Raw genomic sequence first — 22276 nt, forward strand, 5'->3', positions numbered from 1 at the left:
CATGCGTATTTTATTAGTAGAAGATGATATGCCCTTGGCCCAGGGATTACAGCAATCCTTGCGTCATGAAGGCTTTGTGGTCAACCATGTTAATACCGGGCAGCTGGCGCTTAATGCGCTGGCGGTGCCGGATCAAGACATGGTGATCCTCGATTTAGGCCTGCCGGACATGGATGGTTTGTCGGTACTGAAAAAGCTCAGGAATAATAAAGCCGATATTCCGGTGATTATTTTAACCGCTCGCGACTCTATCGAGCACAAGGTCAAAGGCCTGGACTTCGGCGCCGATGATTACCTGGCCAAACCTTTCGATATTCATGAACTCTTGGCCCGTCTGCGTGTGATTGAGCGCCGTTTGGGCACGGCAAAAACCTCTGTTATCCAGCTTGGCAGCGTACAGCTGGATATTGCCGCCCATAAGGTGGGGATTGACGGGCAGGACATTAACCTGTCGAAAAAAGAGTATATGGTGCTCAAAGCCCTGATGGAAAATGCCGGGCGTATCCAGTCGCGCGAGCAAATAGAATCCCGTTTATATGATTGGGGAGAAGAAGTCGCCAGTAATGCGGTTGAGGTGCATGTACACAACCTGCGCAAGAAATTACCGGAGAAATTTATCCAAACGGTACGGGGCGTGGGTTATACGGTGAATAAAAGCTGATGTCGATTCGCCGCTACCTGGTGCTGATCCTGCTGTCGGTGATCACCCTGGTGACCTTTATCGCCGCTATCGAGGGCTATAACGCCAGTATGCAAAAAGCATCGAGTATTTTTGATGCCGAGCTGAAAATACTGGCCAATACCCTGATAGCCATCGAAGCCGCGCCCGAGCAGCAGGACAAAACCTTGCTGGAGGCAGGCGCCCAGACCAACCTTGCCTTTCAGTTATGGCAAGGCAACGATTTAGTATTAAAAAGCAATAATGCTCCCGACAGGCGCATGAGCCAGAAAAAAAGCGGTTTTACCGAAAATAATTTTCTCGGCCAGCGCTGGCGTACTTATGTGAAATCCTCAGGCTCTGACGGAGGCCGTATGGTGATCCTGGCCCAGCCGGTACAAAGGCGTTTTGAATTAGCCGAAGACGTGATTTTATCGGCGGTGTTGCCTATTATTTTGGCGATGCCGTTATTGGCCCTGTTTATCTCCTTGACCATACGCCAGGCGCTCAAACCCCTGACCCATTTAACCAAAGAATTAAAAAGTAAAAAACCAAACGATCTCAGCCTGCTGCAAACCCATACCAAAACCAAAGAGCTTGAACCTGTGGTTTATACCTTAAACCACCTGTTTGAACGCTTAAGCGGGGCATTTGAACGGGAACGGCATTTTGCCTCGGATGCCGCCCATGAGCTGAGAACCCCGTTAAGTGTATTAAAAATTAATGTCCACAATGTCAGAAACGAACTTGGCCACGAAAGCCAGGCCATGAGCCATCTGACCGAAAGTGTTGACCGTATGGCGCATGTGGTGGATCAAATTTTAATGCTCAACCGCACCAGCCCGGAGCAGGTGAGCCTGGACAGTACTGAGGTTAATTTAACTTCTCTTATTCAGCAAACCATCAGTGATTTATATCCGGAAATTGCCCAGCGCGAGCAAACCATTTCACTGGAAAGCGAAGAGCAGATAATTCGCGGCAATGAATTTTCCCTGCGTATCCTCATTCAAAACCTGATCTCCAATGCCAGTAAATACACGCCAGACGGCGGGGCAATCCAGGTCAGTACGGCGCGGGTGCAGGAGCGCCTGGTGCTGGTGGTAGAAGATTCGGGGCCCGGCATAAAACCCGAGGAATATCAAAGAGTCTTTAACCGTTTTTACCGGGTCGGCGGCGATCAGCACAACTCGAAAATAATTGGCTGCGGCTTAGGTTTATCCATAGTAAAACATATCGCAGTATTGCATAATGCCGACATTGAACTCTCTCAATCTCCCGAGCTTAAGGGATTAAAGGTTAGCGTGAGCTTTACACAAGAGAATAACAAGGTAGCCCGGTTAGCTGCCAATCAAACAACCAACCAAGCAATTAATAAGGTAAGTAGCACAGCAAATGCCCTTTTGCCCGAGGATAGCGATGGATAAGTATATTAAAGGGATTTTGCTGCTGACGACCCTGTGCTGGAGCTGTGTTTCCTGGGGTAAACGTCCGGAATATAAGCTGGAGCTAAAAGATCACCTGTTTTATCCGGCGGAAATTGAAATACCCGCAGGCCGTAAAGTCAAGCTGGTGATCCATAACCATGACAGCACCCCGGAAGAATTCGACAGCTTTGATTTAAATCGGGAAAAAGTGATTTTTCCCAAGAAAAAAGCAGTGATCTTTGTTGGTCCGCTGCCGCCGGGCCGTTATGGCTTTTTCGGGGAATATAACCCCAACACGGCAACAGGCACTGTGGTGGTAACAGACACGCCAGGCGATGATAACAGGGACAGTAATGCTCATTAATACCGTGATCCTGTTTTTACGCGACGGCCTGCCGATTTTTTTGATGCTGGTGTTATTGCTGCTCATTAACAATCAGCTGGCGCTGGGGCGTCAGTGGCTTTATGGCGGCATTGCTGGTGGAATTGCCGGCAGTATCCTTTTGGTGTCTCAGGTGGATGTGGTGGCGTCAACTCTGGAAGGCACAGGTTTGGAGTGGTTTTACTCCCTGGGATATATTTTTATTTACCTGGGTATTTTACTGGCGCTTTATGCCCAATATACCCGGCATACACGGCTCTGGTCGGCTTTAACCGGGTTGCTGTTGCTGGCGGTATTAACCCTGCACAGCAGTAATTTTTTGGTGTATATCACCGGCTACTGGTCGCAATCGAATACCCTGAAACCGCAACTTATCGGCATAGTGCTGGGGTTGGGGATCTTGCTCAGCATCAGTATTTTAGTGTTTTTTGCCCTGGAATTTAGCGACCGTCAGTTATATGCCTTTACCTCAAGCTGGCTGACGCTGTTCTTTGGCGCCGGGCAGTTATTGCAGGCGTCTAAATTGCTGCTGCAAATAGATATGTTGCCCGGTCAGTCGCCCCTGTGGGACAGCAATCATTTGCTGGACGAAAGTTCGGGCATGGGACATTTTTTCACCGCCTTATTTGGTTATGACGCCTCGCCGTCGTTTATTCAGGTAAGCATTTATCTGGCGGCGGTGATTTTACCGATTTCATATTTGCTGTTAGCAGAAGCTAATAAAAGAAAAGTTAATCAGAAGGAAGAACTCTTATGAAGAGTTTCACGGCCAGAGGTTTTATTCGGCTAGTATTGCTTGTGTTGGCCCCGGTACATCTCGCCTATGGCGACGGTGTGGTGGTGGATAAGGTGTATCACCCTTATGTCTTGCCCAATGAAACCGAGGTGGAATGGCGCCTATTGTCCCACAGGCAAAAAAACTCAAACAGTTTAGGGCAAAGGTTTGCTTTTGGTCATTCTTTATCCGAAACCATCATGGCAGAGTTTTACGTGGTGGGAGAGCGCGATGATACCAATGATTTCGGCTTGCAGGCCTATGAAATTGAAATTCGTCAGATGCTGACCCAACAGGGGCAGTACTGGGCGGACTGGGGCATGTTATATGAAGTGGAAAAACAGCATGACCGGGATAACTGGGAAGTTTCCACCGGGGTATTATTTGAAAAAGAGTTCGGTAAAACCAGTTTAACCATGAACCTGTTCGGTGTTTATGAATGGGGGCAGGATCTTAAAGACGAGTTTGAAACCGAATTTCGCCTTAAGTACCGTTACCGCTGGATCCCGGCGTTTCAGCCGGCAATCGAGTTTTATACCGGGCAGGACTTTACCGGAGCAGGGCCGGCCTTTATGGGGATCCACAGGTTCAGCGGCCAGAAACAGTTAAAATGGGAAGCGGCCTTTATCAGTGCTTTAAATACCCACAGTAAGAATCATACCTTCAGGATGGCGATTGAATATGAGTTTTAGTGTGAAACCTGGTGTTGGCACTAGGGGCTTTGCTCGCTGGGGCTAAACCAGTAGGCAGGAGGAATATCCCGGGTTTGCGGTGATAAATGATGATTTTCCAGCCACAGCCAGGTTCGTTTGGGGTCGTTCAATAATTTTATGGCGTTGTCTACCGCCGGATGGTTATTAAAATAAGCTAAAAAACTGCCGTCCCGGTAGGCCTGTTCCAGCCCGAAGCGAATGGCATCTGCCAGTGCCCGGTTATCGGGAGCAACAAAGAAAAAAGTTGCCAGGCGGTATGCCAGTACCAGGTGGTTATCTATTACCAGGTTAGTTTTGGTTTGTTTGAGGATTTCATATTCTCCCTTAACTTCGTGCGCCCCCCGGGAAACCCCATGAAAACGTCCGCCGGCCAGGGCATTAAATAATCTGTGATAGGGCAAAGTGACTACATTTAATCCCGCCTCTTTCATGATCACTTCATCCGGCCAGTTCAGTCCCAGGCCGATCACCGCATTTTTAAATGCTGTTACCGAGGAAATATCGCTAAAAACAGCGGCGTTTTCTGTGGTGGTCATCATAATGCGGTAACCGACCAGGCCGCGAAAAAGTGGAATACGTACCGGCAGCAGTTTTTCTTCCATCTCCTTGCTCGTACCCATGAAAATGATATTGACCGGCCCTTTATTTAGCAGGTTGCTGACCAGGCGGGCATGGGGCACCCCTTTGGCGCTGACGGGGGAGAGTTGATAGTCTCTGCCGCTTTTCTCAAGCGCCAGCTTTAACAGGCCAATCCAGTAACTTTCATAGTCTGACAGCTGGGCGTCCAGGGTGCGCTGATAATATCTCACCTGCAAGGGAGATGAATGGTTTTGCTGTTTGGGGATTGTTGTTTTCTCTTGAGGACGGGCGACAGTGGCCGGGAGTAATACCAGGGTTAACAGCAAGCTAAAGCATATCTGGGTAAACAAAGACAGCAAAGGGATGATCCGCAATATACAATGATTAAGTAAATTTTAAATCATAGTGAGATTTTAGTCATTAAATGAAGGTATTATGATAAAGAACGGCAATCAGGGTATAATGCACTCACTTTGCTCGCGCGCAATATTGCGAGAAAAATTATCAGCTATTATAAACGGCATTGATTGCCATGAATATAAAATGGAAGTATGTTAATTTTTTTATCTGCCAAGGATAAACAGCGCCGGAATATTTTGTCTTTAAGTTGGTATTTCAGCCCTTTTTTTGTTGTCCTGTGTTTGCTGTTTATTCCGGTGCAGGTGACTGGAAAAAGTCTCCCCCTGAAAGCAGCACAGGCAGATTTAGTAACTCTGAGCGCCAGTGTGCCGCCATTTCCGCCTTTTGTGCTAAAAAATCCTAGTATTTTATGCCAGGGAGTGACTAAAAGGCTGTTAAACCTTATCGGTCATCAGGCCAATATTAATTTTTTTTATAAAGATTACCCCTATGCGAGAATTTTGCACTCACTGACCGTGGGACAGTTAGATGTGGCGCTGATTTTTAAAAACCAGAGTGTTAAAGAGGCGGTGCAATATATAGGCCCGGTGGCCAGCTCTCAGGTGATAGTACTGAGTAATAAAAAATACCAGCTAAAACAATACCGGGATTTACAAAAGCTCAATGCGATTGCCGTGATCCGCAAAGCCCAGTTTGAACCGAGATTTGACCGGGACAAGCGGCTGAATAAAGTAAATGTAGAAAACTATGTGCAGGGATTACATATGTTTATTGCTGGGCGGGTAGATGCCGTTGTTGGCTCCAGGGAAGGGTTGGAGTATGCAATGATACAGCTTGATTATGATACCCGTTTGCTTGAAGGTGCCTTTCATTTGGGAAATAAAAGTTGGTGGCTGCATGTCTCAGAAAAGTCAGCGGGGCAGGCGTTTATTCCGGTTTTACAGGAGGCGGTGAACAGCTTTCCCCATAACGACCGGCTCTATGATTTATTTAATGCTGAAAAAAGCAACGGTTGCTACGACAGGCAGGAAGCTAAAGCCGGATAAGCGTGCATTATTGCTATTATTAACAGATTTTTATCGGCCCCTTGTCTTGGTATTCATCTGTTATTCACGGTAGACTAGGGCAATATTAACTCGTTATTTTTTAACTTATTTTACGAACATTAAGGAACAATTATGGCTGAAGAAACCATTTTCTCAAAAATCATCCGCCAGGAAATTCCCACTGAATTATTATTTCAGGATGATCTGGTGACGGCTTTTCGTGATATTTCTCCCCGGGCGCCGAGCCATATCCTGATTGTGCCCAATAAATTAATCCCAACGGTGAATGACGTTACCGAAGATGATGAATTAACTTTAGGGCGTATGATCACTGTGGCTAAGAAGCTGGCTAAGGAAGAGGGCATAGACGAAAACGGCTACCGTTTGATCATGAACTGTAATAAACATGGCGGGCAGGAAGTTTATCATATCCATATGCACTTACTTGGCGGACAGCCGCTGGGGCCTATGCTGGCTTATTAGTTTTTCTGAGCAGATAACGGTAAGTATGTTAGCTTGACTTGTTTGAGAAAAACTCTAGCTAATATACTGAAAAATATGATGAACCAAAGTTGAAACAGTGCTCTGGATATCTGTTTCAACTTTGAAAAGCTTATAAGTATTGTAACCAAGTCACACGTTTTAGATGGCAATTTCGAGTAAAACTTGAATCGTAGGGGAGCTCTTTCTCCCATCATTTTAGGTTAGGTTTTACCACGTTAAGCAAGAATTTGCCAAGCTATGTTTTTGTCTGATGGCCGAATCCCAAATATCAGCAGTAACCTCATCATAAAGATTTCATAACCTCAACTTGTATGGCGAGTTTTTCGGGCAGGAGCCTCGAAGATAAATCCCATATTTGAATCTTGTGTATATTAAAGCCCACCTTCTGCCTAATAGAACAAGTGCCTATATCACAATAATATTTTTACTTGTTATTTTAAGTTTTAAATATCAGTTACTTAATTTTGTTTTGTTCTGGTTGTTTAGGTTTGGTGGTTTTTAACTGCTTTACATCTAAAAAATAGTAAATATTTCATCCAAAAAAGCCCGTTTTCTGTGGATTTATCCTACCTTTTTTACTATATATTAATAGTGGAATTTCAACCAAAGGAGGTGCTTAGCCCCCAGCTCTGAACGGGCAAATAAAGAGTGAGTACATAAAGAGTAAATGAACAACAAGCGCTACCCCTGAGTGCACGAACACCCAGAGATAGCTAACCAAAACAGATACTAATGAGGTATCCATCATGGCTGAATATCATCATACGCCAGAGTCTGTCTCGGCAAAAGTAAAATATCCCCGCTACCGCCAGCTAACCGTACAGGAAACCATTTGCGACTCGGCAGTGAAAATCCGTGGCACAGGCATTAACTATGTACCTGTTAATCTTGAACCTTGTATTATTCTCAAGGGGAAATGGCTGAAAAAGGCCGGTTTCTCTATCGGGCAAAAAGTCACTTTGCTCATTAATCCGGATGAAGTGATCATTACACCGAAGCATTCTACCTAAGGTAAGAACAGTCTAAACAACTGTGCCTGTTGGCAGGCGCGGTTGTTTTACATTGTTGCTATGTAAATAATATAACGGGGCAGAATATAACGGCTATCAGGAGGCCTAGCTGGAACTTCTCGATGATGGCTACGAGGAATAAGAAAACCCCTGCATTTTCACTTTATATCGCTTTTATGTTCTGTAGCGGGCACTTGCTCCCACATTAACTTTGTATATTCTTTTTTTGCTGAAAGAGCAATAAGCGTGAATACCTAAAACTTGGCTACTGCTGGTTTTACCTATCAAGATTCTGTTTTTTTATACAGCTTTGTGTTGTCTGCAAAATTGCTTTATTAGACGGAAAAATTCCGTATTTCTCTTGTTTGTTTATTATTCAAAACATACGAAAAGGTATTGATATAATTGGCTAAATGTTCATTTTACATTTTATTAAAATCTGTAAAAATTAAACATAGTTTTTTGCGTATACTAAACTGTTTTCTGATGAAGGAGAAATAGACTATGAAAGCAGCATATATGATCGCGGCCCTGCTTCTCGCTTGTACTTCAACGGCTATTGAAGTCCAGGCAGAACAAACAATTCAGCTAGACAATGCTTGCAGCTATTTTGGTGAGCAGACTCCCAAATCAACCATCGCCTTCGCATCTCAGAACGAAGCGGTAGCTGAGGTGGCTCGGATTGTAGATGCATCAGGCCTAAAGCCCAATTTCGCCGTTCGAGAAGCAGCAGTCCCAAATGCTATGGCGGCAATCAATGGATGGAAGAGATATGTTCTCTACAACAGAGGGTTTATTAAGGCGATCAAGCAGCGAACACAAGACGAGTGGGCATCCATAAGTATTATGGCTCACGAAATCGGCCACCACCTCAATGGACATACGCTTGAGAAGATTGGTAGTCGGCCGGATATTGAACTTGAGGCTGACTACTATTCCGGTTTCGTTCTTCAAAAAATGGGTGCGCCGTTAAGCTCCGCGCAGGCGGTAATGGAGAAGCTTGGTAGTCCCAGAGCATCTGCTACCCATCCAGCAAAACAAGACCGACTAAGAGCAATAGCAAGCGGGTGGAAGAAGGCTACAACGACTGAATCGATTCCTGGGCGTTCTTCCTGGCCCGAGTACGTTCCATACGAAGGTATTCATGTTGAAAATGACTGTAAGAGAGGAGTCGTCTCTGGTTGGGCGTGGCACCGAGACCAGCGCGACCAATCCGTGGTCCTTCAGATCTATGACGCAATCTGGTCAGAACTACTCGACAACCACGTTACTGCAGACCAACCCTCGGAAGCTGTTCGTCTTATAGATCCAAACTACCCGAATCACGGATTTACTTGGAAGATCCCAGAACGGCTTATGGATGGAAAGCGACATGTCATCCGTATCAGGTTCAAAGGTACGAAGTACTATCTGAACGAAACGGATAAAGAGTTTCTGTGTGAGCGATGAGGTTCGGCGCAAGCGCGGTGGAAGACTTCGTGTTAAGCAGGTGAAAACAACAATGCGGGTCACCCAAAAACTGGCTAGTGACTTATCTTGTTTAAAATTTAATGCTCGTCTTTCTTTTCACACAAACACCTCAATTTAAGGGAAATTATTATTTTCTCCTTATCTTTGTCGCAGTTCATGGTACTGTCATTGGTATAAATAAGTTTTTGTATATTGGCTGTCCATGACTGACACACTAAGAAAATAGATTTTTCAACTATAACTAAGAAATAACTTCAGAAAGTTGCAAATATAATAAATAGTCGGGCAAGATAGATTAAATTACCGTACGCCAGAAGAAGCCTTTATCACTTACTGTTTTAGCTTCGCTGCACTGGGAGCATGAATGCGCGCTTTATGGAAGTCATTATGTCTGGGCTTATAAAAATGATGAAAACGCTGTCTCTCATACAGATTCGCATTGGTATCATTTTTCTCGTCTGCCTTTCCGCAACAGTATCTGCCGAGAACAGGACAGCCGTCATTGTTGTTGAGCACTGGCCGCCCTGGGAAATAGCTCGCGACACAAAAAAAGAACATGTCACAGAGGGATTGGCCGTTGAACTTGTCAGGATATTGGCTGACAGGCTTGATATCAAAATAGCATTGAAAAATGCCCCCTGGGGCCGGGCTCAGCATATGATAAAAACCGGACAGGCGGATGTCATTCCGATGATTATCAAAAACTCTGAACGAGAAGCCGATATGCTTTTCACAGTACCGGTTTATAAAGACAGGCTGCTTTTTACATATTCGACAGATAAATTTGCAACATTTGAATGGCAGCGGTGGGAAGATTTGCGACCTTATAAGATAGGAATAACAAGAGGATATAACTATGTTAGTGAAATAATCAAAGAGAAGGTGTCTTTCGAGCAGGTAACAACTGACAAAATGAATATTCTGAAATTATTGCATGGGCGAGTTGATATCATTCCCCTTTATTATGTCAGCGCTATCGCCATATTCAAAGAGGTTCCGGGACATGAAAAACTGCGCTTTGCCGAAAAGCCTTTAGCGACAAAAGTATTCCGCTTAGGCATCTCCAAAAAATCTTTTCTTGCCGAAGAAATTGGAGAAATCAACAAAACCCTTCAGGAAATGCAGAATGACGGCACTTTTAAGAAAATTCTTGGGGAATACTATTTGCAATAGATAACCTTTACAAAAATCAAGCAACATCACAGCAAACAGTAAAGTGAGATAGCCAGCCAACACTCGCTTTTATCCCTTCTCCACAACATTTTCTTATCTCAGCTGAGACATTTTATCTACTTACCGCACTAATATCCGTGAAACGCTACGGCTTCAGGTTTTTATTACGCCATTACCCGTACCTAAAATGTATTCTATATTCAAACTAAACCTGCTTGGGCCTGGCTTATCAGGCAGGATAAAGTGGAGCGCATTATGACTATTGAGAAAAGCTTAAAAACAGGTTACTTATTTATTGCCAGCGGTGCTGCCTTTGTTGCCGCAGCAGTTATCAGCGAGCAAAGGCCGTTTTATGGCGTAGCGATAGTGTTTGCGGTATTGGGCATCGCTTATATCCGTAAATCCATGAATAGCCGCCGGTAATGCTACTTTAGCGATAACCCTTGATAGCGTTTATTTTCTAAGTAGTGTCGTCTGTCACCCGGCTGCAGTTATTGCGGTTGTGCTAAGCAGCTCGTTGTTATTTGCTAATCCTTCCAAGATGAATTAACATTAACCTGTATAAACATACAGGTTAATGTTATGCTTAAAATCATTCCTTTTTATGCGCAGGCAGGTGTTACCGGCTTTGAATCTCCGGCAGCGGAGTATAGCGAGCTTGCGTTGAATTTAGATCAGTTGTTGATTGATCACCCTTCGGCCACTTTTATCGGACAGGCGCAGGGGCATTCCATGGAAGGTGATGGTATTTTTAGTGGCGATCTGCTGATTGTTTCCCGGGCAGTACAGATACAAGATCAAGACATTATTGTTGCCAACCTCAACGGCGTTTTTGTCTGTAAAAAAATCGATCGGGAAAAAGCCCGGTTACTTTCTTCCTCGCCTGGTTATTTGCCTTATCAATTACAGGAGGGGGACGACTTCCAGGTGGAAGGGGTGGTGATCCGTTCTGTCCGGCTGCACCGCCCGCTGGAGAAAACCTTATAATGTATGCCCTGTGTGATGTAAATTCCATGTACGCCAGCTGTGAAAAGGTTTTTGACCCCAGTATTCGCCGCCGCCCTGTGGTGGTGCTGACCAATAACGACGGCTGTATTTGTTCGGCATGCGGCATTGCCAAAAAAATGGGCATAGGGAAAAAGTTTACCCCTTATTTCCAGATGAAAGATGAGCTGGCCCGCATTGGCGCGGTGATCCGCTCCAGCAATTATGAGTTATATGCCGATCTCAGCCAGAAACTGATGGATACCTGCAGCCGTTTTGCGCCCCACAGCCATATTTACAGCATAGATGAACTGTTTTTGTATTACGGCAAACACCAGGCTTATCTACCGCAAGAGGGCTGGCTGGCCCACGGCGAAAAAATCAGAAAAACCGTGTGGAAAGAAGTGCGCCTGCCGGTTTCTGTCGGACTTGGTACCACCTGCACGTTAGCAAAATGTGCCAATCATGCCGCTAAAAAACTGCCCGGTTTTAATGGGGTTGCCGTGATTGACAATGACAAGACTCGTGAGGCGGTTTTAGCCCAAATGACAGTGACTGATGTCTGGGGCATAGGCTCCAGGCTGGGTAAGCGCTTAAACGAGTCGGGTATTTATTCGGCGCTGCAACTGGCTAAAGCACAACCGGGTTGGATCAGGAAACAATTTTCAATTGTGGTTGAAAACACGGTGCATGAATTAAATGGTGTGGTGAAATTAAACTGGGATGAAGTACGCTCACCGAAAAAAGAAATCTACAGCACCCGCAGTTTCGGTCAACACATTACCGAGCTTGAGCAGCTAAAATTTGCGCTGGCAACCCATGCCGGTATTGCCGCTGTTAAGTTGAGAAAGCAGCAAGGTTTAACAAAATCCCTGGCGATTTTTGCCAACAGCTCACCTCATGATGAGGCTGGATATTACCGGAAATCGGTTTATCACCATTTTGCCGTGCCTACCAATGACAGTTGCCAGATCATGAATGCCTGCTCGCAGGCGGTGGATAAGATTTTTCAAACCGGAGTGCGGTTCTATCGCTGTGGTGTCGGCCTGCTGGAAATCTCCGATGAAAGCTGCTATCAGCAGGATCTTTTTGATGTTGCTAAGGATAATGTTAAGTTAATGTCATGTATGGACAAAATTAATGCCCGCTTTGGTCGGGATACCACGATATTGGCCGGGCAGGGCATAGCGCAAAAGTTTGCCATGCGCCGTGAGTTTTTATCGCCGCAATATACCACCCGCTGGCAGGATATTCCGAAAATTCAATGTGAGTGATATGTTCAAGGTGTGGAGATAGTGTTTATCAATATTGGTTTTTGAATTTGCTACAACAAGCAGGAATGTTTTATTGCGATGTAGTTGAGGGCATCAATTCTATTGGCTAATCCAAGTTAATCTATGACATGTTTTGATGGCTCCATTGACTGGTGTAAGCACATCAATAATTTCTATATTGGAATTCTTAATTCGATAATAAATTGTATGTGACCCTATAAAAGCACAGCGATATCCTACTTTTAAGTCCTTTCGAATTAATCCGCGTGAATGCTTTTCAGACTTTTTTGAGTTGCAGGTGATAATAAATATTTTACCATTACCCGATTAATTCTTGCATAAAGGCATCACCATCTGCTCCTTCCCCTTGATCGAGTTGCTCTTCACCAACCGAGAGTTTCTTTCTCAAAAGGTCAAGTTTAGCTTCATATTCTTCAAGTAGTCGAAGACCCGCTCTTACTGCTTCACTGGTAGATTCAAACCTTCCTTGTCTGACTTTACTTTCAACAAATTTTCCAAAGTGTTCATCTAATGTTACGCTGGTATTTCTAGCCATCATTCACCTCTGTTTCTTGTATTACATTCTAATACTGGCTATGTGCCCAGACAAGAAGGTTTATCTTGTACCGAGTGCGGTGCAAATGTTCCTTAGCAAGCCTCATCATCTTTAAAAGCAGGAGTTGAGGTTTAATTTTATCGTGGCTCCGGGCGTATCCTTATTCATAACGTAGCGCGGTGATCGGGTCGAGATCTGAGGCCTTGGCCGCGGGCACTACGCCAAAAATCAGGCCAATAAAACTTGAAAATGCCAGCGCCAGGGTTACCGCCCACAAGGGGATAATCGGCTCCGGCAGCCCGGGAATAAGCAGCATGGCCAAAAAACCACACAGCCAGCCACAGAGCAAACCCACCACGCCGCCGAGGAAGGATAAAATTACCGCTTCTATCAAATATTGCAACAGGATCACATGGCGCTCAAAGCCCAGTGCCTTACATATGCCTATTTCTCGGGTGCGCTCGGAAACCGACATCAACATGGTATTCATAATGCCGATGCCGCTGACAATTAAAGAAATACCGACCACGCCGCCGAGCACTAGAGTAATAGTATCCATAATGCTGGTGATGGATTGGGTTAACTGCTGTGGCGTCTGTACCCGAAAATCATCTTCCTGATCCGGTGATAGTTCATGGGCTTCCCTGAGCAGGTCTTCAATTTCCACCTGCAAGGTGCGTAGCCTGGAGATATCATCGACATTAAACAGTATGGTGATGTCCTGCATGTTTTCATTCGGCAACAGCCGCTGGCCTATGGTAAAGGGCACCACGATATAATCGTCCTGGCTTAAGCCGAAGATATCACCGCGCTTTTCCATCACACCGACCACTTTAAGCGAGGTGCCGCCGACCTCAATAAACTCGCCGATTGGATTCTCCGGCAGTTTTAAATTTTTCCTGACCCGGTCGCCGATAATACATACTTTGCGTGACGAGGTATTGTCGCTGTCGGTGATAAAACGCCCTTTGGACGGAAAAACCTGGGTCGCTTCTTTGTAGGAGGAAGTCACCGCCACCACCCGGGTCTGGCTTTCCTGACCGTTGCTGGAAATTAATGCGCCGAATTGCCCGAAGGGGGAAAAAGAGGGGATGATGCGCCCGGCGCCGTTAAAGTGCCTTTTGATGCGGATATAGTCGGCCATGGTCAGGCGGTTAAACTCCCCCAACAATCTTTGCTGAAACGGGGTATCCGATTGTATGGTCAGTACATTGGCCCCTAAACCGTCAAAGTTTCTCATGATGGAGTAGGACATGCCCTGGATAATGGAGACAACCGTGATAACAGAGGCGACACTGACCACTATACCTATCGAAGTGATCAGGCTGCGTGATACCCGCGAGCGGATGCTGTTTATCGCCTGGATAAAGCATTGATAAAAAACGTGTATCATAATAATACCGCCTGAACCGTTTCTGTTTCTGGCTCCCGATGAAAGGAGCAGGGCTTGTCTTGTTGTTCATCCCGGGCAATCTGGCCGTCGACCAGGGTAATGCTGCGCCGGCAGCGGCTTGCGATATCCTGATCGTGTGTGACCAGGATCACGGTTTGTCCTTCACTATGCAGGCGGTCGAACAGTTTCATGATATCTGCTGTGGTTTTGCTGTCCAGGTTGCCGGTCGGTTCATCCGCCAGCAGCAAAGAGGGGCGGGTGACCAGTGCCCGGGCAATGGCAATACGTTGCCTCTGGCCGCCGGACAATTCGCTCGGCAGGTGCATTTCCCGGTTACTGAGGCCAACCCGCGCCAGTTCCGCTTGCGCCATGGCAATTTTTTCTTTTTGCGGTAAACGCCAGAACACTAACGGCTGCATCACATTTTGCAGTGCCGTCAGGTTAGGAATTAAATTAAAACTTTGAAAAATAAAACCTATTTTACGGTTGCGTACCCGGGAAAGGGCATTGTCCGACATCTGGCCGATATCTTTGCCGTCTAAGGCATAAGCGCCGGAAGATGGCCGGTCGAGGCAGCCCAAAATATTCATCAAGGTCGACTTTCCGGAGCCGGAGGCGCCGATAATGGCGAGATATTCATTACTTTGAATCTGCAGGTCCAGCTGGTTAAGGGCAAAAATATCACGCCCGCCGAGGTGGTATTTCTTGGTAATCCCCGAGAGATTAATTAAGCAGGGCATAGCTTTCCCCTTGGGCGTTAATTTCGGCAATAGGTGTTTTATCTTGCAGCGAGCTGAGAATACGCGATGGCCCGACAACAATTTTCTCATTTGCTTTTAAGCCGGTTTTAACTTCCTGGTATTCGTCATCGGCAGCCCCGGTAATAACGGTGCGTTTTTCTGTTTGGCCGTTGCTGGCAACAAAAACATATTTTTTGCCTTTGCTGCGCTGGCCCCTGGGCAGGCTGACACCGTCATCATCCGTTAAGCGCTCGCTCATAATGGCCTGTACTGGCACGGTTAACGCCGGATCTGGGTTGTTGGTATATATCTTGGCCCGGCACGACATGCCGCTGCGCAGTTTAGCCGGGCGGTTTTCCAGCAGGGCGACTTTCACCGAATAGGAGCGGCCGGTGGCATCGTTGGCGGCGAAAGCCTGTGAGGCATTGCGCGGTGCTATGGCAATTTCGTTGATGCGGCCTTTTAAACCGCCTTCGGGTAAGGTCGGGCAGCTGATATAGGCTTCGCCGTTGATGGACAGGTTGCCGATATCGTTTTCATCAACGTTGAGATCCACCACAATCGAGGCTTCGTTTGCTATGGTGATCAAACTTGAGCCGGGAATACCTGTGGTGCTGGGCACCGCCGTTTCCCCGGGTTTGATGCTTACCGCGACTACGGTACCGGACATAGGCGCTTTAATTATAGTTTGCCGCAATCTTTGCTCGGCCTGTTTTAAAGCGGCCCTGGAGCGTTTGACATTGAGCTTGCTGGCCTCAAGATCTGACTTGGCAGCTTTTAGCTGATAGTAGGCGTCGTCATAGTTTTCCCGGGTGATGATGGCTTTATCAAGCAGGCGGGCGATGCGCTCAAACCGGGCCTGCAAGTTTTTGACATTGATTTGCTGGCGGTCGACATTTTCAATATCGATTGCCACCTGGGCCTGCTGTAAAAAGATCACCTCTTTGAGATCTAAGTCTTCCAGGTAAATCAGCGGCTGGCCTTTTTCTACCTTGTCTCCTTCCACTACCTGTACCGCAGTTACCCGGGCGATAATTTCCGGGGTCAGCCGGGCTTCTTCGTTATAGATTAAATTGCCGGAAGAGAGCACCGAATCGCGGATCACCCGGCTGGTTACCCGGTCTACTTCAACATCAACCTCGTGGGCCTGGCTAAAGACACGCAGCAGTAAAGGGGATGCCAGAATAAAGATCATGGCCAGGCTCCAAAATAGCTTACTCATGAGTCAATTTCCTCACTTTATAACAGCAAAGCCGTTACCCAAAGCCCGTAGATAACGAGCTCAGGAATAAGGGCGATGGTAAAAGATTGTTTGATGGACAGCGAGGTCGCCAGTTTCAGGCCGATGATGATCAAAAAGATCTCCCAGATATTGATCAAACTGAACGTCGACAGCAGCTGGCCCCAGTCCGAGTCTCCCGAGAGCTTAAAGAACAACTGGTTCAGCGATACCGGGTTAACGTCGTTTGGCAGCAGGGCCTGGCCTGCACTCAGGTAAATATTTAACATCCCGGCGGGCAATATCAGCAGCAGCGGTGCGGTAGACCACATGACGATGGCGAACAGGCGGACAAAGCGTTGTGCCTCTCCTTTGACTTTGAGTACAAACCAATAGATAAAGGCCCGGAATAAATTAATGGACACAGTCAGGAAAACCACCCCCACCAGGCTGACGCCGAGCAGACGGCCTTTTGACAGCGAGTCTAATACCGTTTGTTTCTGGTCGTCGGGAATGTCTGCCACCATGCGCTCAAGCAGCCAGGGCATATCCACGGCGGCATAATAATAGGTATTGAGCAGGGCGGTGATCACTAAGGCGGCAGCCAAAGGGAAAAACAAGGTGATAACCTTTAACCGCAGGGCTTGGGCAAATGCCTGCTGGGGTGAAAACAACAGGCCTGTGTATATATTGATAATGTTCATGTTCTGATCTCTGTCTTTACTTGTCTTTATCACTGCAATTACGGCCTGATGCAGTGACCGGGTTATAAAATATGTTTTTACCTGACGGTAATTGTTATAAATCCTCATTCAGGAAATTAACGACCTTGGGGGCATATTCCATCACGCCGCACAGGGATAAAAAGATGATGGCAATACTGATCGTTGCCTGAATAATAGTGGAGCTGACCAGCTGTATGGTTTCGAACACGCCCCTGAGACTTGTCGGCAAGGCAAAGCTGTCATCGCTGATATTGCCGATAACCAGGCCGATCAGGCTGAAACCTATATAGATGCAGGTCATGACAAAAAACTCGCGCCGAGTTTTTAACAGGTTGTCGGCGTGAATTTTTTTCACTACCGGGATAGCGATAAAAATGCCGAAAAAGGTCATGACGCCTACCAGGGGCTGCTGGTAAATTTCCCCTAAGATCACGGTAAGCACCAACACGGCAACAAACAGGCTGCGGAACATCACCAGGGGGTTGTTGACCAAAGGCGCGGTATCTTCCGCCGGTTTTGCCGGGGCGGTGCCGCATACCTTGCATGTTACCGCCGGGGTGACCTGTTCCATGTCCCAGCTGCCGTTATCGGCATTGTACATATAGACCTTGTTGGCGTAGCCGTCGGCTTTGCCGATTAATATTTTAAAGGCGATCATCGACAGCATAGAAGTGACCAGGGTGGTCAGCGGGCCAAATGTCGGCCCGGTACCGTGTATCCGCTTGACATCGCCGGCATCCCCCTGGCAGGCAAAACAGCTGGACTTACCCGGGATATAATTGGGACCGGCCACTGCGGTATAGTCTAAAAAGCCGCCGGTGACATAGGGCACTTCGGCTTGGACACAAGCGGCGTTGACCCAGGCCATGGACTCTTCCGGGCTGTCGATGGCTTTTACCACCAGGTTGACGTCGGGCAGCAGGGCTTCGACGTCGGCCTGACAGGTAATTTTCCGGTTCAGGGTCACGACTTCTATTTCCGGGTTAAATTCCCGTATTCTTTGCGCCAGCACTTCCACTTTTACCCGGTCGATATCTTTGGGGGTATACATCAGCTGACGGTTGAGGTTGCTTTCTTCTATGGTGTCAAAATCCAGCAGGGTAATTTTACCGACTCCTATGGCTGCCAGGTTCCAGCAGATATGGCTGCCGATGGCGCCGACGCCGAGGATCAGGGCATGGGACTGCTGCAGTTTTTCCTGTACCGCCTCCGGCTGCCTGGAAATCATAGTGAAATAGCCGTGCTGGCGCGAATAGCGGCCTTCGAGCTTTTGCGCCGGGCCTTCAAGCAAGATGCGTTTTGACACTAGCTCTTCCAGGCGCGAAGGGGCTATGCATTTTAATATCTCCGCTTCACTGAGTTCTTCTTTTTGCAAAAAGAAGTCGATGACCGGTTGGAAATCCGCCGAAAAGGTGACCCGGTTGTGGGGCACGGTATTGATCAAGATTTCATCGTTGATCCGGGTGACAAAGGAAAAAGGATTAAAATGGTAACTTTTGGCGCTGCTCATTTTGCGCTCCTTATTTTAAACGCCATCAGCGCCGGATAGGCGGCCACTATCAGCATGAGGAAAAGCACATCAACCCATTGGGCATCCCACAAAAGCAGCACGCCGTCGTGTATCAGCACCAGCATGGAAACGATGAGGATAAATTGAAAAAGCTGGCTGATGAAAAAATAAGCCGTATATTCAATTTTTTTGTTTTTCCGGGTGAGCTGGCTTACCAGAGCGTTGCGGGCAAACCTGGGTTCGCCGAGCAATTCCTGGAAAATATAGTAGCCGTCGTATTCGACAAAGGGGATAAGGTTAATAAACATCAGCACAAAGTTGATGGCGGTGAAAAACAGCAGATACGATAACGCGGTTTCCCCCATGGGAATAAAGGTCAGCATCAGGCCGAGAAACATCAAGAGATTGTTGCCCTGAACACCGGCAATCAGCACTTTTATGCGTTTTTTACGGTCCGACATCAGGTTGATGCCGCTGACATCAGCGTAAAAGGAAGGATGCAGGAAAAACAGCATCATGCCGACCTGGGGCACTTTGACATTAAAAGATTTTGCCACCAGGGCATGGGCGCCTTCGTGCACTATGCCAGTGACTAAAATGGCAAAAAAGTAAAAAATTACGGTAAAGGTGTCAAAGGTCAGGGTTTCCCGGATGTTTTGTACCTGGGGCACCAGCAGGGCGACCATAAGTACATTGATGACCAGCAGCGGCAGGCTGCACCAGTTCAGAAAGTGGCTGAAATAAAGGGCAAACTTACCGCTGTTGTCGATAAACCTGGACGGGTCGAGGTTAAACACCTTGATTTTAAGCGGTGAAAACGGCTCTTTTTTACTTTCCCCTTCGAGTAAATCCAGGTGCTGTACCGTCTTGATAAATTTATCGAAGTACTCCAGCGGAATAAGGCCTCTTAAGGCTTCCACCGTGTTTTTGCCGTCGAGTAATTTAAGCCAGTTAACTTCCTGCTCGCCTAATTTGAAATGCCGGGAAGTTGAGGCATCGTAGACATGGTATATACCTTGTTCGAGCGGATAGAAGTTAATGGATTTTTTTAATGCTAAGTTCAAACCGTCCCCCTTAATTTATGTGCTGCTAGCTAAAATTAAGGGACCAGAGCAAACTGCGCTAAGGCCCCAGAATGTGCTTTGCTTAGCTGATGAACATAAGTCCAACGAGGGCTAAGCCAATACCAATACCTGTGGCGACACCCGCTGAGGTATCGGATACTGGTGCTTCAATGATTTCGATTTCTGAAAAAGTCATAATACTTTCCTTCTAAAATGAATAAGTTAATTGGTTAAATTAAGTTGTAGTTATGGTGCTGTGGTTATGAAACAAACAGTAAACCAACCGCTACCCCGACCACTACGCCACCGGCGACACCGCCCCAAAATTCGGCATCAGATGGTGCATCTACGATTTCAATTTCTTCAAAAGTCATGGTTCTTTCCTCTTGCTTTAATCAAGTTTAAATTAGCTGACGATACTCAGAATCCGGCGTCTCAAGCGCTTGCTCCGGCATCGAAATAAATATTATGTTTATGTGTTTATATGGCACTGTGTAAGCCTTGTACTTCTTCTTAACAAAGGCTTGATGAATATCACCCCCTTACATCTATAAGCTGTTGTTTTTATTCGCTTGCCTGATCAGCTGGTGCGAACTGCTAATGGCTTTTCATTACATATAAGATGTAGGGAGTAACCGTGTATCGGGGTTTGGGGCTGTTATTGTTGACTTGCCAACGCATTCTATTTCTCCTGCTTTAATTGTGTTCATGTTGGAACACTTAGTTAGTGTTGGCAGCGGGTAGACTATCTCACTCGTTTTGCTAAAACTTTTTTGCTTTATTTGCAAGCCAGCAAGTTTTCTTTATTAACGTATTGAATATAAAGAATTAAAAATTGTAAAAAAAATACAGGCATAGGGGATAGGACATAGGGCAGGACAATAGTCGTGCAGGCGGGAGCTAGAGGTCATTAATGGTGATATCGTTATTTATCGGTTACTAAATGAATGATATTAGACGGGCTGCTGAGCCAGAAAGCGTTGAGGTCATCAGGCAGCGGTTCGATCTCGTTTCTGATGCTGCAACCGGCTTGCTCAAGGTGTTTTTTTGCCGCGGGTATATCGTCTGAGATAATTTCCAGCCAGATTTCCGACTGACTGATGCCGGTTATTTTATCTATCCAAAGCACTTTATCGCCAAAGGCAAAGCAGACTGACTCAAAGGGATCGGCAGCGTTGTGGGGTAACTGCTTGAAACCCAGTATATCCTGATAAAAATGAATCACATCTGCGTATTCATGTGCTGGTGTTTTTATTGCAATATTCTTTCCCGGGCTAAATTCTGGTTTCATTAGTCACTCCAAGTTACCTGTTATATAGAGCAATGTTTACCTTGAATAAAATGAAAGTATTTATATTTTTATGATGTTGGCCTAAGTTTAAGTTATGCCATAGTTCATAAGGTTTTACTGCATGTTAATAAACCTAGATAAAAAAGCTCTCCAAGTTTCTTTTATAGCAGGACTGAGTATTATTTTAGTAAGTTATTTAGTGACGTGGGGGGTTGCGAATACCCTTGCAGGAAGGTATATGGACGATATCTTTGATAAATCTGGAGTGGCAAACTTTTTTGGGATCATTTGGTTTTTATGTCTGATTACAGGAATATATTTTACCTTAAAGGTTTATGAGCCAGGTAGGCGCCTATTTAAAAAAGTGACTCTTGAAGAGAAGATTGGCCGCTCCCCGTATAGCATTATTGAAGATACTTGCTCTAAAAATTTAGCTTATGAAATGTTCGTTCGTTCTAGGAGAGCGCTGCTACGTGCTGTGTTAATTATGGGAGGAATTACTTTTCTCATATTAGTTTCTGTTTTGATTATTATTTATGCTGGTAAACTCTCTGCTATGGACTTTCTTTCTGCTACAGATTTAGAAGCGCAGGAGCAAGAGATAACGCTTATTACATCTTTTCAAAATAAACTAAATGAATTCTTGGTAGTTATATCAGTAGATTATTATCAAAAGTCGCCACTTAATAGACTCGCAGATCTTGAAGACAAATTAAAATATATTCAATTTTGGAGTTCTGGTTCTACATACTCCGATGCTGAGGTTGGTTTAATATTATTGGAGACAAAAGCTCAACGAGAAAAATTGGCTTTAATGTTGAAAGATGTTAGAGAACATTCAATTATTAAGCTTCATGATGAAAATACTCCTAAAAAAGAGAAGCAAGAGCGTGATAAGAAGCACCAAGAAGAAATGGAACAGTATTTTGATAATATTAATAAAAACATAGAAGTTCTTAAAAGTTTTTTAGATTCATCTTTAGGAAAGTTAGGTCGTATAAAAAAAGAAAAAGTTGCGGTTAGAAATAAATTAATGTCTGATACTTTATTAAATTTCAATCAGGGAAAGAGTATTTTATCGACTAGTGTTATTAGGTTTGGAGTAACATTAGTATTATTGTTTTTTATCCATGTTTTAGTTTCCCTATATCGATATAATATTAAAATATCAACATATTATATTGCTTTAGCAGATGGCTTATTGATAGGAAATGATTATAAAAAAGTAGATTTTGAATGCAGGATAAAACCACTTTATCCGTCACATATTGATTTTTCACCCCCGCCTAAAATATCAATTGATTCGATTGTTGATGCAGCAGTTAAAACCGCCGCTAGCTCCAAATAGAGAATGTTGCTTTATTCCGGTTATTTATAGATAAAATTATTCATCTTCTATGGTGGACATTTAGCAATAAATTGCTAA

General features: G+C 45.5%; 24 protein-coding genes. 14 read left to right on the plus strand and 10 right to left on the minus strand.

The features are described from left to right. Position 1 precedes the first annotated feature (1 nt). The 5 genes from QL234_RS07250 to QL234_RS07270 are packed head-to-tail and all read left to right on the plus strand — an operon-like array spanning position 2 to position 3931. The gene (locus QL234_RS07250) at positions 2–661 is read left to right on the plus strand and encodes a response regulator transcription factor (protein WP_044835452.1); all 660 of its coding nucleotides are present in this window, start codon (positions 2–4) and stop codon (positions 659–661) included. Beyond that, the gene (locus QL234_RS07255; protein ID WP_281557171.1) at positions 661–2082 is read left to right on the plus strand and encodes an ATP-binding protein; all 1422 of its coding nucleotides are present in this window, start codon (positions 661–663) and stop codon (positions 2080–2082) included. Before QL234_RS07250 ends, QL234_RS07255 begins: the two co-directional genes overlap by 1 nt. Continuing rightward, positions 2075–2446: a cupredoxin domain-containing protein gene (locus QL234_RS07260; protein ID WP_281557172.1), complete on the plus strand. Its 372-nt coding sequence runs from the start codon at positions 2075–2077 to the stop codon at positions 2444–2446. The genes QL234_RS07255 and QL234_RS07260 overlap by 8 nt, the downstream gene beginning before the upstream one ends. Further along, positions 2436–3221: a hypothetical protein gene (locus QL234_RS07265; RefSeq protein WP_281557173.1), complete on the plus strand. Its 786-nt coding sequence runs from the start codon at positions 2436–2438 to the stop codon at positions 3219–3221. Before QL234_RS07260 ends, QL234_RS07265 begins: the two co-directional genes overlap by 11 nt. Further along, positions 3218–3931, plus strand: a complete 714-nt coding sequence (locus QL234_RS07270; protein WP_281557174.1) for a hypothetical protein — start codon at positions 3218–3220, stop codon at positions 3929–3931. The genes QL234_RS07265 and QL234_RS07270 overlap by 4 nt, the downstream gene beginning before the upstream one ends. Positions 3932–3951: 20 nt before the next feature. Here the strand turns inward: QL234_RS07270 and QL234_RS07275 are convergent, their stop codons facing one another. Next, on the minus strand, positions 3952–4890 hold the full coding sequence (locus QL234_RS07275) for a hypothetical protein (RefSeq protein ID WP_281557175.1): 939 nt from the start codon (positions 4888–4890) through the stop codon (positions 3952–3954). A gap of 192 nt (positions 4891–5082) precedes the next feature. Here QL234_RS07275 and QL234_RS07280 point away from each other — a divergent pair, with 192 nt between their 5' ends. The 8 genes from QL234_RS07280 (at position 5083) to QL234_RS07315 (ending at position 12352) form a co-directional block, all read left to right on the plus strand. Further along, positions 5083–5937, plus strand: coding sequence for a transporter substrate-binding domain-containing protein (locus tag QL234_RS07280; RefSeq protein ID WP_281557176.1), 855 nt, complete (start codon positions 5083–5085; stop codon positions 5935–5937). Between the two features lie 132 nt (positions 5938–6069). Beyond that, on the plus strand, positions 6070–6420 hold the full coding sequence (gene hinT, locus QL234_RS07285; protein WP_044835457.1) for a purine nucleoside phosphoramidase: 351 nt from the start codon (positions 6070–6072) through the stop codon (positions 6418–6420). Between the two features lie 767 nt (positions 6421–7187). Then, positions 7188–7451, plus strand: coding sequence for a SymE family type I addiction module toxin (locus QL234_RS07290; RefSeq protein WP_274055086.1), 264 nt, complete (start codon positions 7188–7190; stop codon positions 7449–7451). A 504-nt stretch (positions 7452–7955) separates the two neighbouring features. Beyond that, on the plus strand, positions 7956–8900 hold the full coding sequence (locus QL234_RS07295; protein WP_281557177.1) for a M48 family metalloprotease: 945 nt from the start codon (positions 7956–7958) through the stop codon (positions 8898–8900). A gap of 408 nt (positions 8901–9308) precedes the next feature. Further along, on the plus strand, positions 9309–10094 hold the full coding sequence (locus tag QL234_RS07300) for a transporter substrate-binding domain-containing protein (protein WP_281557178.1): 786 nt from the start codon (positions 9309–9311) through the stop codon (positions 10092–10094). A gap of 255 nt (positions 10095–10349) precedes the next feature. Then, the gene (locus tag QL234_RS07305) at positions 10350–10517 is read left to right on the plus strand and encodes a hypothetical protein (RefSeq protein ID WP_281557179.1); all 168 of its coding nucleotides are present in this window, start codon (positions 10350–10352) and stop codon (positions 10515–10517) included. A 159-nt stretch (positions 10518–10676) separates the two neighbouring features. After that, entirely contained in the window at positions 10677–11081 is a 405-nt protein-coding gene (locus QL234_RS07310) for a S24 family peptidase (protein ID WP_281557180.1), read from the plus strand. Beyond that, positions 11081–12352 (plus strand): Y-family DNA polymerase, encoded by a 1272-nt coding sequence (locus tag QL234_RS07315; RefSeq protein ID WP_281557181.1) that lies wholly within the window; start codon positions 11081–11083, stop codon positions 12350–12352. Before QL234_RS07310 ends, QL234_RS07315 begins: the two co-directional genes overlap by 1 nt. A 319-nt stretch (positions 12353–12671) precedes the next feature. Here QL234_RS07315 and QL234_RS07320 read toward each other — a convergent pair whose 3' ends face one another. The 9 genes from QL234_RS07320 to QL234_RS07355 all read right to left on the minus strand — a co-directional run bounded on the left by QL234_RS07320 (position 12672) and on the right by QL234_RS07355 (position 20850). Then, positions 12672–12911, minus strand: coding sequence for a type II toxin-antitoxin system ParD family antitoxin (locus tag QL234_RS07320; protein WP_281557182.1), 240 nt, complete (start codon positions 12909–12911; stop codon positions 12672–12674). A 157-nt stretch (positions 12912–13068) separates the two neighbouring features. Further along, positions 13069–14301, minus strand: a complete 1233-nt coding sequence (locus tag QL234_RS07325; RefSeq protein ID WP_281557183.1) for an ABC transporter permease — start codon at positions 14299–14301, stop codon at positions 13069–13071. Continuing rightward, positions 14298–15041, minus strand: a complete 744-nt coding sequence (locus tag QL234_RS07330; RefSeq protein WP_281557184.1) for an ABC transporter ATP-binding protein — start codon at positions 15039–15041, stop codon at positions 14298–14300. Before QL234_RS07330 ends, QL234_RS07325 begins: the two co-directional genes overlap by 4 nt. After that, the gene (locus QL234_RS07335) at positions 15025–16263 is read right to left on the minus strand and encodes an efflux RND transporter periplasmic adaptor subunit (protein WP_281557185.1); all 1239 of its coding nucleotides are present in this window, start codon (positions 16261–16263) and stop codon (positions 15025–15027) included. Before QL234_RS07335 ends, QL234_RS07330 begins: the two co-directional genes overlap by 17 nt. Before the next feature lie 17 nt (positions 16264–16280). Further along, the gene (locus QL234_RS07340) at positions 16281–16964 is read right to left on the minus strand and encodes a YIP1 family protein (RefSeq protein WP_281557186.1); all 684 of its coding nucleotides are present in this window, start codon (positions 16962–16964) and stop codon (positions 16281–16283) included. Between the two features lie 94 nt (positions 16965–17058). Further along, on the minus strand, positions 17059–18495 hold the full coding sequence (locus QL234_RS07345) for a HesA/MoeB/ThiF family protein (RefSeq protein ID WP_281557187.1): 1437 nt from the start codon (positions 18493–18495) through the stop codon (positions 17059–17061). Then, on the minus strand, positions 18492–19559 hold the full coding sequence (locus QL234_RS07350; RefSeq protein WP_281557188.1) for a hypothetical protein: 1068 nt from the start codon (positions 19557–19559) through the stop codon (positions 18492–18494). The genes QL234_RS07345 and QL234_RS07350 overlap by 4 nt, the downstream gene beginning before the upstream one ends. 260 nt (positions 19560–19819) lie before the next feature. Next, the gene (locus tag QL234_RS31890; RefSeq protein WP_337993072.1) at positions 19820–19933 is read right to left on the minus strand and encodes a daptide-type RiPP; all 114 of its coding nucleotides are present in this window, start codon (positions 19931–19933) and stop codon (positions 19820–19822) included. A gap of 551 nt (positions 19934–20484) precedes the next feature. Continuing rightward, positions 20485–20850 carry a hypothetical protein gene (locus QL234_RS07355; protein ID WP_281557189.1) on the minus strand — a complete coding sequence of 122 codons (366 nt, stop codon included), beginning with the start codon at positions 20848–20850 and terminating at the stop codon, positions 20485–20487. A gap of 121 nt (positions 20851–20971) precedes the next feature. Between QL234_RS07355 and QL234_RS07360 the strand changes: the two genes are divergently transcribed. Continuing rightward, positions 20972–22198 carry a hypothetical protein gene (locus tag QL234_RS07360; protein ID WP_281557190.1) on the plus strand — a complete coding sequence of 409 codons (1227 nt, stop codon included), beginning with the start codon at positions 20972–20974 and terminating at the stop codon, positions 22196–22198. Positions 22199–22276: the final 78 nt, after the last annotated feature.

The sequence above is a fragment of the Thalassomonas sp. RHCl1 genome (genome assembly GCF_947387555.1).
Lineage (GTDB): Bacteria > Pseudomonadota > Gammaproteobacteria > Enterobacterales > Alteromonadaceae > Thalassomonas.

Coding starts and splice junctions, on each gene's coding strand:
- QL234_RS07280 (WP_281557176.1), top strand. CDS start 5,083: ATGTTAATTTTTTTATCTGCCAAGGATAAACAGCGCCGGAATATTTTG.
- QL234_RS07340 (WP_281557186.1), bottom strand. CDS start 16,964: ATGAACATTATCAATATATACACAGGCCTGTTGTTTTCACCCCAGCAG.
- QL234_RS07360 (WP_281557190.1), top strand. CDS start 20,972: ATGTTAATAAACCTAGATAAAAAAGCTCTCCAAGTTTCTTTTATAGCA.
- QL234_RS07310 (WP_281557180.1), top strand. CDS start 10,677: ATGCTTAAAATCATTCCTTTTTATGCGCAGGCAGGTGTTACCGGCTTT.
- QL234_RS07355 (WP_281557189.1), bottom strand. CDS start 20,850: ATGAAACCAGAATTTAGCCCGGGAAAGAATATTGCAATAAAAACACCA.
- QL234_RS07305 (WP_281557179.1), top strand. CDS start 10,350: ATGACTATTGAGAAAAGCTTAAAAACAGGTTACTTATTTATTGCCAGC.
- QL234_RS07300 (WP_281557178.1), top strand. CDS start 9,309: ATGTCTGGGCTTATAAAAATGATGAAAACGCTGTCTCTCATACAGATT.
- QL234_RS07250 (WP_044835452.1), top strand. CDS start 2: ATGCGTATTTTATTAGTAGAAGATGATATGCCCTTGGCCCAGGGATTA.
- hinT (WP_044835457.1), top strand. CDS start 6,070: ATGGCTGAAGAAACCATTTTCTCAAAAATCATCCGCCAGGAAATTCCC.
- QL234_RS07265 (WP_281557173.1), top strand. CDS start 2,436: ATGCTCATTAATACCGTGATCCTGTTTTTACGCGACGGCCTGCCGATT.
- QL234_RS07320 (WP_281557182.1), bottom strand. CDS start 12,911: ATGATGGCTAGAAATACCAGCGTAACATTAGATGAACACTTTGGAAAA.
- QL234_RS31890 (WP_337993072.1), bottom strand. CDS start 19,933: ATGACTTTTGAAGAAATTGAAATCGTAGATGCACCATCTGATGCCGAA.
- QL234_RS07325 (WP_281557183.1), bottom strand. CDS start 14,301: ATGATACACGTTTTTTATCAATGCTTTATCCAGGCGATAAACAGCATC.
- QL234_RS07255 (WP_281557171.1), top strand. CDS start 661: ATGTCGATTCGCCGCTACCTGGTGCTGATCCTGCTGTCGGTGATCACC.
- QL234_RS07295 (WP_281557177.1), top strand. CDS start 7,956: ATGAAAGCAGCATATATGATCGCGGCCCTGCTTCTCGCTTGTACTTCA.
- QL234_RS07270 (WP_281557174.1), top strand. CDS start 3,218: ATGAAGAGTTTCACGGCCAGAGGTTTTATTCGGCTAGTATTGCTTGTG.
- QL234_RS07330 (WP_281557184.1), bottom strand. CDS start 15,041: ATGCCCTGCTTAATTAATCTCTCGGGGATTACCAAGAAATACCACCTC.
- QL234_RS07315 (WP_281557181.1), top strand. CDS start 11,081: ATGTATGCCCTGTGTGATGTAAATTCCATGTACGCCAGCTGTGAAAAG.
- QL234_RS07290 (WP_274055086.1), top strand. CDS start 7,188: ATGGCTGAATATCATCATACGCCAGAGTCTGTCTCGGCAAAAGTAAAA.
- QL234_RS07335 (WP_281557185.1), bottom strand. CDS start 16,263: ATGAGTAAGCTATTTTGGAGCCTGGCCATGATCTTTATTCTGGCATCC.
- QL234_RS07260 (WP_281557172.1), top strand. CDS start 2,075: ATGGATAAGTATATTAAAGGGATTTTGCTGCTGACGACCCTGTGCTGG.
- QL234_RS07345 (WP_281557187.1), bottom strand. CDS start 18,495: ATGAGCAGCGCCAAAAGTTACCATTTTAATCCTTTTTCCTTTGTCACC.